Below are 7,476 nucleotides of genomic sequence, written 5' to 3' on the forward strand. Positions count from 1 at the left end.
CTTGCCTAAGACTCAGATGAGAGAGAGATGATGATGTCTATGAAAAAAAATGCGGGTATGACTATCCGTGCCAAGTTAATTCTTACATACCTAATAATACTGCTGCTGCCCAGTATTATAATAGGCTGGCGAACCTATCAAGCTGCCAGCCAGGAAGTGGAAGATCAACTGGTGAACAATGCTACCGAAAGTGTGTTAGCCGTAAATGAAATCATTAACTCTAATATTCAATCCAAAATAGATGCGATTTCTTATTTTGCCGCGGAGTTTTCATCTGAGGGGATCAACAGTGAGGGATCTGGGGGGACTTCCTCTGCTGTAAAAGCCAGACTGAAGGAATATGTGGCACTGCATCCGGATGTACTGGACATCTATGTGGGTACAAGCAATGGCAAGGCTATTCATGCTTTAGATGCTAAGCTGCCAGAGGGTTATGATCCAAGGCAGGAAAGCGCCTATATTAATTCTCTGAAGCAAGGAAAAGGGGCAGTGATTTCTCCGGCTTTTCAAACCGCAAATAAGGAAACCGCGATTGCGATATCAACGGTTCTTAAGGGCGGTGATGGGGTGATCACAATGAATCTTAACCTGTCTACTTTAGGGGAGCTGACCTCAATTAAGGTAGGCAAGGAAGGTTATATCCTCATCGTTGATAACAGCAAGAAGTTTCTAGTTCATCCTACAGAAGCTATCGGGCAGGAATCGTCTGATGATTTTGTTAAGAAAATGTTCGAAAAAGAACAAGGGGTCTTCGATTATGTCTTCAAGGATACGTCCAAAAAGATGACCTTTATGGTCAATGAACTGACGGGTTGGAGAATCGGAGGTACGATCAGCATTGATGAGGTTAACTCAGCAACTAGTGGAATCCGCGATACAGCTCTGCTTGTTATTGTAGTTTCCGTTCTGCTTGCGCTGGTTGTGATCTATTTTAATATTCAATCGATTTTGAGACCGCTTTTCCGGCTGCGGAAAGCAACTGCGGTGATAGCCAAAGGTGATCTGTCGGAAGACATGGGTGTTTTCCGTAAAGATGAAATAGGGCTGCTGGCAGAGAATTTTCAATTAATGGTGATCAGCTTGCGCGAGATGATCATTGGCGTGCAGGAGATGACAAGCAATGTCTCCTCCTCAGCGGAAGAACTGACGGCTAGTGCGGATCAGACTGCCCAAACGATTGAGCAGGTGACCATAGCGATTCAGGACGTAGCGGCAGGGACGGAGCGACAGGTGGTTAGTGTACGAAAAGGAATGGAGAGCACTGCCGCTACAGCTAGCGAGGTCGAGCAGATTTCCACATATATGGAGCAAGTATCCACAATGATGGACAAGACTTCACTCTCAGCATCAGAAGGCAATGATTCGGTTATCAGCGTGGTGGACAAAATCAATGGTATCCATGAAACGGTCGGAGAGCTGGGCAGTGTAATTGACAAGCTGAATGAAAGGACCAGTCAAATTGAGGGCATTGTTGGTGTCATCACCGGGATTGCCCGCCAGACCAACCTGCTGGCCCTCAATGCTTCCATTGAGGCAGCCAGAGCCGGGGAACAAGGGCGTGGATTTGCGGTGGTTGCTGCCGAGGTGCGTAAGCTGGCAGAGGAATCAGAGAGATCCGCACATTTGATTGCCGAACAGATTACCGCTATTAATAGTGAGATGCTGCTGGTAACTCATACGATGGAAGACACCAGACAGCGCGTATCCGAAGGTATTGAGGCTGTGGATACTTCCGGACGTTCTTTCTCTCGTATCCGAAGAGCAGTAAAGAGTGCCGCGGAGAAGATTGAAGCCATGGGCGGGGTTGTGCAGACCTTATTGGTGGAGTCTAATCATATGGAGAAGGCTATTGGGGAAATTCGCGGCATATCGGAAGAGGCGGCTGTGAATACGGAAACTATCGCAACTGCCGCACAAGAGCAGCTTGCTTCTGTAGAGGAGATGGCCTCTTCGTCTACCGACCTTAGCCGTCTTGCAGAAGAACTGCAGAAGCTGGCGAGCCGCTTTAAGATAAACGCTTCTGGTAATAAGAATGATTTCTGATAGGAGAACCGTGCTTTTTATCTTCCCTTTTGAACTCCTTTGCAAGTATACTGATAAACAATAATGTTGGGTTAGGCAATGGAGAGAGGAGAGATAATAGGAAATGGCAGAGCAATTAAAAGGGATCACTGTCGCCTTGGCGGGTCCGCGCAAATCCGAAGAAATGGCCAAGCTGGTTCAGAATATGGGGGGGACGGCAGTATGCCGACCTGCTCAAGGGACTGTATTTCTTGATGATGAGGCCTTGCAGGAAGGTTTGAATGCATGGATCAATCAGCCTCCCTACTTGGCGATCCTGACTACAGGGATGGGACTTGATGCTCTCTTCGATATGGCTGAGCGAATGGGGATCGAAGAACGTTTCTTAGAAGTACTTTCTGGTTCTATTATTGCCGCACGGGGTTATAAGACAGTGAATGCTTTGAAAAAAAGAGGACTTACGCCGGAGATTCGTGACGACGACGGAAGTACAATCGGATTGATTCGTGGACTTCAATCCCTGAATTTGCAGGGGAAAGAAGTCGTTCTTCAGTTGCACGGCGATCCAGCTCCTCATATGCTTGCATGGCTGCAGGAGGCTGGCGCTACTACCCGCCAAGTGCTGCCGTATCGCCATACCCCACCTGAGCCGGGCGAACTGGGAAGATTGCTTCTAGAAATCATATCAGGCAAAATTGATGCCGTGGCTTTTACGAGTGCACCACAGTTTCGTTTCCTCTGTCAATTTGCCCGGGAACAGGGAAAGCTGGAAGAAATGCTGAAGTCTTTTGAGGATAAAGTGCTTGCTGTTTCTGTAGGGCGGATTACCTCAGAGGCGCTTAAAGAAGAGGGCGTACAGCGTATCATTATGCCTGAGCATGAACGGATGGGAAGCATGATTGTAGAGCTAGGCAAATATGTGGCGGCCAATCGCTAAGTCACAAGTTGCGTTAGCTTTACACGAATGACGTTATCACACAGAAGCATTCCCGCCTGTTATCATGGCCGGGGATGCTTTTTTACCCGGAAAAATAAGCCCAAAGAGCAATATACCTGCCATCTGCATGGACATTCGCGGCAGTTTTCCTTAGAATATAGGCAACATGTGACGAATAATAACAACGAATAAGGAGGAGAATCCCATGGACAAGAGAAAATGTCTATTACTTGGTGATTACACCCATCCCCGGTTTCATCCACTTCAAGGAGTGGACCAACAAATTAGCGAGATCTTAAATGATTTATTAACCGTGCAATGTTCAGAAAATAAAAAATTAATGCGCATTGAGCATTTAGCAAGTTATGACCTATGTATTGCTTACAATGAATTGTGGAACGAAACAGTCTCCCCTCAACAAACGGCTGGTTTGCTCAGCTATGTAAGCGGAGGAGGAGGACTCATTGTTCTCCATACGGGAGCTTCGCTGACGAAACGTAACGAGCTTGCTCAGCTAATCGGGGGTCGATTTAACGGACACACAGCTTATGAACCCCTGAACTTCAAGGTGCTGGAGCATGACATCACCGAAGGTGTGGAAGATTTCCAATTGGATGAGGAGCCCTATCATTTTGAATTTGACCCGTTCACAGAACGGACTATTCTGCTTCAATATGAATCTGAGGGGCAATGGATTCCAGCTGCATGGTGCCATAGCTATGGTTTAGGACGCGTAGTATTCCTTATGCCTGGTCATCATGAACCCTCCTTCCGTCATCCGGCACTACGTAAACTAATTCTACAGGCGGCTACTTGGGCTGCCCGTATTCCGGTCACTAACTAAGCAATGTTGTGTTTTTTTGAAATACGTACACAGTGGGGTATACTTTAATTATAAACTCCGTTATGTAATGAAACGGAATCTTTGGGAGGAAAGTGCCATGAGTGATTTGTTTAAAAAAGCGATCTCTTTAGGAGTGGGCCTCACCATTGTCAGTAAGGAAAAAGTAGAGAAGGTTGTTGAAGAACTAGTGAAACGTGGGGAGCTTGCTCCTTCAGAATCTAGGGCTCTCGTCGATCGGTTGATTGATCGTGGTGAGGAAGAACGAGGCATGTTCAAGTCTGCTGTACAAGAGCAAGTACAACGCGTGCTGAAGGAAATGAATGTGCCTGTACAAAACGATATTGCCGAGCTGGAAGGGCGAATTGCAGTATTGGAGCGCCGGTTGGCCGAGCTAGAGGGGATTTCCCATCTAGAGGGAACATCGGCGGAAACGCGTTCGGACTAAATGGCAGTACGCATTAGACATGCCGGACGTTACCGGGCAATCGCCATGGCGCTTATGCGCCATGGTTTTGGCTATATGGTGGAAGAGCTGGGGCTCTATCACTTACTATCCCTTCCACGTCGTCTTGTAACGCAGGAAGCACACACAAGCCTTACGCTCGGGGAGCGGATTCGGCTGGTGCTGGAGGATTTGGGCCCGACCTTTATTAAGCTGGGACAACTCGCCAGTACCCGTTCAGATCTGCTGCCTGATTCTATTATTCAGGAATTGGTAAAACTACAGGATAATGTGCCTCCTTTTCCTGTCGACCGCGTGCGTGCGATCATTGAGCAGGAACTGGATCAGCATATGGATGAAATCTTTAACTCTTTTGAGGATACGCCACTTGCTGCGGCATCCATCGGTCAGGTGCATAGGGCTGAGCTTCACAGTGGACAAGTCGTAGCTGTTAAAGTTCAACGTCCGGGTATTCTGCGAACGATGAGCAGGGATTTGGAAATTCTCAAAGATTTAAGTACGCTTGCTGAAAAGCGGCTCAGCTGGGCGAGGCAATATCAGCTATGCCGTATGGTAGAGGAGTTCTCGAAATCGCTGCTTGGCGAGCTGGATTATAGCCAAGAGGGACGTAATGCAGAGAAAATCGATCAGCAGATGGATTATGAGGGAGTGTACATCCCGGATATCTATTGGGACTATACGTCAGCACGAGTGCTGACGATGGAATATGTGGTAGGGACAACGCTGAGTCGCCGCGATGAGTTGCTGAGTAAAGGCGTTAAGCTTAAAGCCATTGCTCAGCAACTTGTGGAAATGATGCTTAGACAAATTTTCATTCATGGTTTTTTCCATGCTGATCCTCATCCGGGCAATGTTATACGGATGGGTGATGGAAAGCTGGCTTTGATTGATTTTGGCATGATGGGCCGGCTGAATGAGGAGATGAAGGAGCAGCTGTCTGCACTTATTATCGCTCTGATGCGCAAAAATACGGATGCAATGGTCCGGGCAATTTTGCGTCTTGGAGTCATTCCTGAGGATGCTGATCGAAGTGCGCTGCATGATGATATGGATCGGCTGCGGGATGAATATTATGATGTTCCATTTAGCAAAATGAGTATAGGCAAAGCCCTGAATGATCTGTTCGGCATAGCGCGAAAACACCGTCTAGTGCTGCCGCCGGATTTGACGATGTTAGGGAAGACAATGCTCACGCTGGAGGGAGTCATCAGCAACTTAGATCCAACCATCAGTATTTTGGAGATGGCGGAACCCTTTGGGCGGGAACTTGTGAAGCAGCGCTTTAGCGGCAGTCGATTGCAGCGTAAGTTCCTGGGAGGCGTAGCCGACTTAACAGAGAGTCTGCTGGAGCTTCCTGGGCAGGCTAAGCAGTTATCCGCGCTGATCAGTAAGGGCAAGATAAAGGTGGAGATTGTGGCACCTGAGATGCAGAATCTGGAGCGTAAGCTGGACCGGGTAGGTAACCGTTTAGCATTCAGTATTGTGATGCTCGCGTTTAGCATCATCATGACAGGACTCATTATTGGTACTGCGATGCGTGGACAGCCTTCAGTGTTATGGAATTTCCCTACAGTAGAGGTTGGCAGCGTAGTGGCACTTCTGATGTTCTTGTGGCTGATCTATGCGATTTTTAAATCGGGAAGGTTCTAGCTTAAGGGATTTGAATAATTATTCTTCAGCAGTTTCACACAAATGCCTTTCTATCAAGTACAATATAAAAGATAACTTTCTAAGCTTAACTTTACTTCTATTGTATAAAGTGGAATGGAACGCAAATGGAGTGCCGTCTTAACGTCCGGTGGATCGCTGCTGCCCAGAAACCGAACTTTGACCGCACTCTTTTAACGGGTCAAGGGATACATGGGACGGAAGGATGCCGGTGACGGTGTTCTTCCGCTTTTGTTTGAATATAGCTGAATCTGAAGCATATGCCCCAGAACAGGACAGCCTATGCAGGCTGCCTCAACAGGGCTTTTGAAGACGGAAGTTAAGAAAGAGATGTAATCAAATTAAACCGAGAAAATAGTGAGGTGGAGAATTTGCCGGGATTTAAAGATTTAGGAGTTTCAGAATTACTGTGTACATTGCTTCAAAGTCAAGGCATTGTTAAACCTACGCCAGTGCAACAGGAAGCCATTCCGCCATTGGTGCAGGGCTTGGATGTAATAGCTAGAGCGAAGACAGGTACAGGGAAGACTTTGGCCTTTTTGCTGCCAATTATGGACAAGATCCATACGGAGCGGGCTTATCCTCAGGCGCTGATTATGGCTCCAACACGTGAGCTGGCTTTGCAAATTACAGAAGAGGCACGCAAGCTGGCGCGTCATACGGATATTAAAATATTGGCGGTTTACGGTGGTCAGGATGTAGAGAAGCAACTGCGCAAGCTGGAAGGCGGCAGACATCTTATCATCGGTACACCGGGCAGACTTTTGGATCATATGCGCCGGGAGACGCTGGATCTTAGCGGCGTAAAAATGCTTGTACTGGACGAAGCCGATCAAATGCTGCACATGGGCTTCTTGGAGGATGTTGAGACCATCATTACGGCTGTCCCTTATCGTCGTCAGACTATGTTGTTCTCCGCGACAATGCCTGATCCGATTAAACGTCTCGCTGCTAATTACATGAAAGAGCCACTGGATATCATCATTAAGAGTGGTTCTCCGATTCCGCTGGATAATATCAAACAGCAAGTAGTGGAATGTTCGGACCGCAATAAAGAAGAAGCGCTCAAATCCCTCATTGAACGGGATCGTCCTTACTTGGCTATTATTTTCTGCCGGACGAAACGGCGGGTATCCAACCTGAACGAAGCGCTGCAAGCAGCCGGTTATGAATGCGACGAGCTGCACGGTGATTTGTCCCAAGGTAAACGTGAAGGTGTGATGAAAAGATTCCGTGATGCGAAGCTGCAGCTGCTTGTAGCGACAGACGTAGCAGCTCGGGGTCTGGATGTTGAAGGTATTACTCACATCTTTAACTATGATATGCCGCTTGATGTGGATAGCTATATTCACCGGATTGGCCGGACTGGCCGTGCTGGTGGCAAAGGGCTTGCGATTACTTTCGTATCTCCACGTGATCAAGAGGGTCTGGATTTGATCGAGCATGGCATCTCGCAGCGGCTGGATCGCCGCCGTTACGAGAAGGACGAATTCGGCGTTGGCGAATTCATCCCTGTGCAAGGCGGCGGTCGCCAAAGCGGCG

6 protein-coding genes are annotated in these 7,476 nt (G+C 47.8%); all 6 read left to right on the forward strand.

What is annotated here, in order from left to right:
* The first annotated feature begins 39 nt into the window (after positions 1 to 39).
* Positions 40 to 2,043 (forward strand): methyl-accepting chemotaxis protein, encoded by a 2,004-nt coding sequence (locus tag MHH60_RS08180; RefSeq protein WP_179088843.1) that lies wholly within the window; start codon positions 40 to 42, stop codon positions 2,041 to 2,043.
* Positions 2,044 to 2,146: 103 nt separating this feature from the next.
* Entirely contained in the window at positions 2,147 to 2,959 is an 813-nt protein-coding gene (locus tag MHH60_RS08185) for a uroporphyrinogen-III synthase (RefSeq protein WP_076132608.1), read from the forward strand.
* Positions 2,960 to 3,164: 205 nt separating this feature from the next.
* Entirely contained in the window at positions 3,165 to 3,803 is a 639-nt protein-coding gene (locus tag MHH60_RS08190) for a ThuA domain-containing protein (protein WP_076123974.1), read from the forward strand.
* A gap of 97 nt (positions 3,804 to 3,900) precedes the next feature.
* Positions 3,901 to 4,248: a phasin family protein gene (locus MHH60_RS08195; protein ID WP_076132605.1), complete on the forward strand. Its 348-nt coding sequence runs from the start codon at positions 3,901 to 3,903 to the stop codon at positions 4,246 to 4,248.
* Complete coding sequence (locus MHH60_RS08200; protein ID WP_076132604.1) at positions 4,249 to 5,916, forward strand: ABC1 kinase family protein; 1,668 nt, start codon at positions 4,249 to 4,251, stop codon at positions 5,914 to 5,916.
* A 389-nt stretch (positions 5,917 to 6,305) separates the two neighbouring features.
* A partial coding sequence (locus MHH60_RS08205) for a DEAD/DEAH box helicase (protein WP_341161127.1) occupies positions 6,306 to 7,476 on the forward strand: 1,171 nt, incomplete at its 3' end.

Source organism: Paenibacillus sp. FSL H7-0716, assembly GCF_038002705.1.
Taxonomy (GTDB): Bacteria; Bacillota; Bacilli; order Paenibacillales; family Paenibacillaceae; genus Paenibacillus_AQ; species Paenibacillus_AQ odorifer.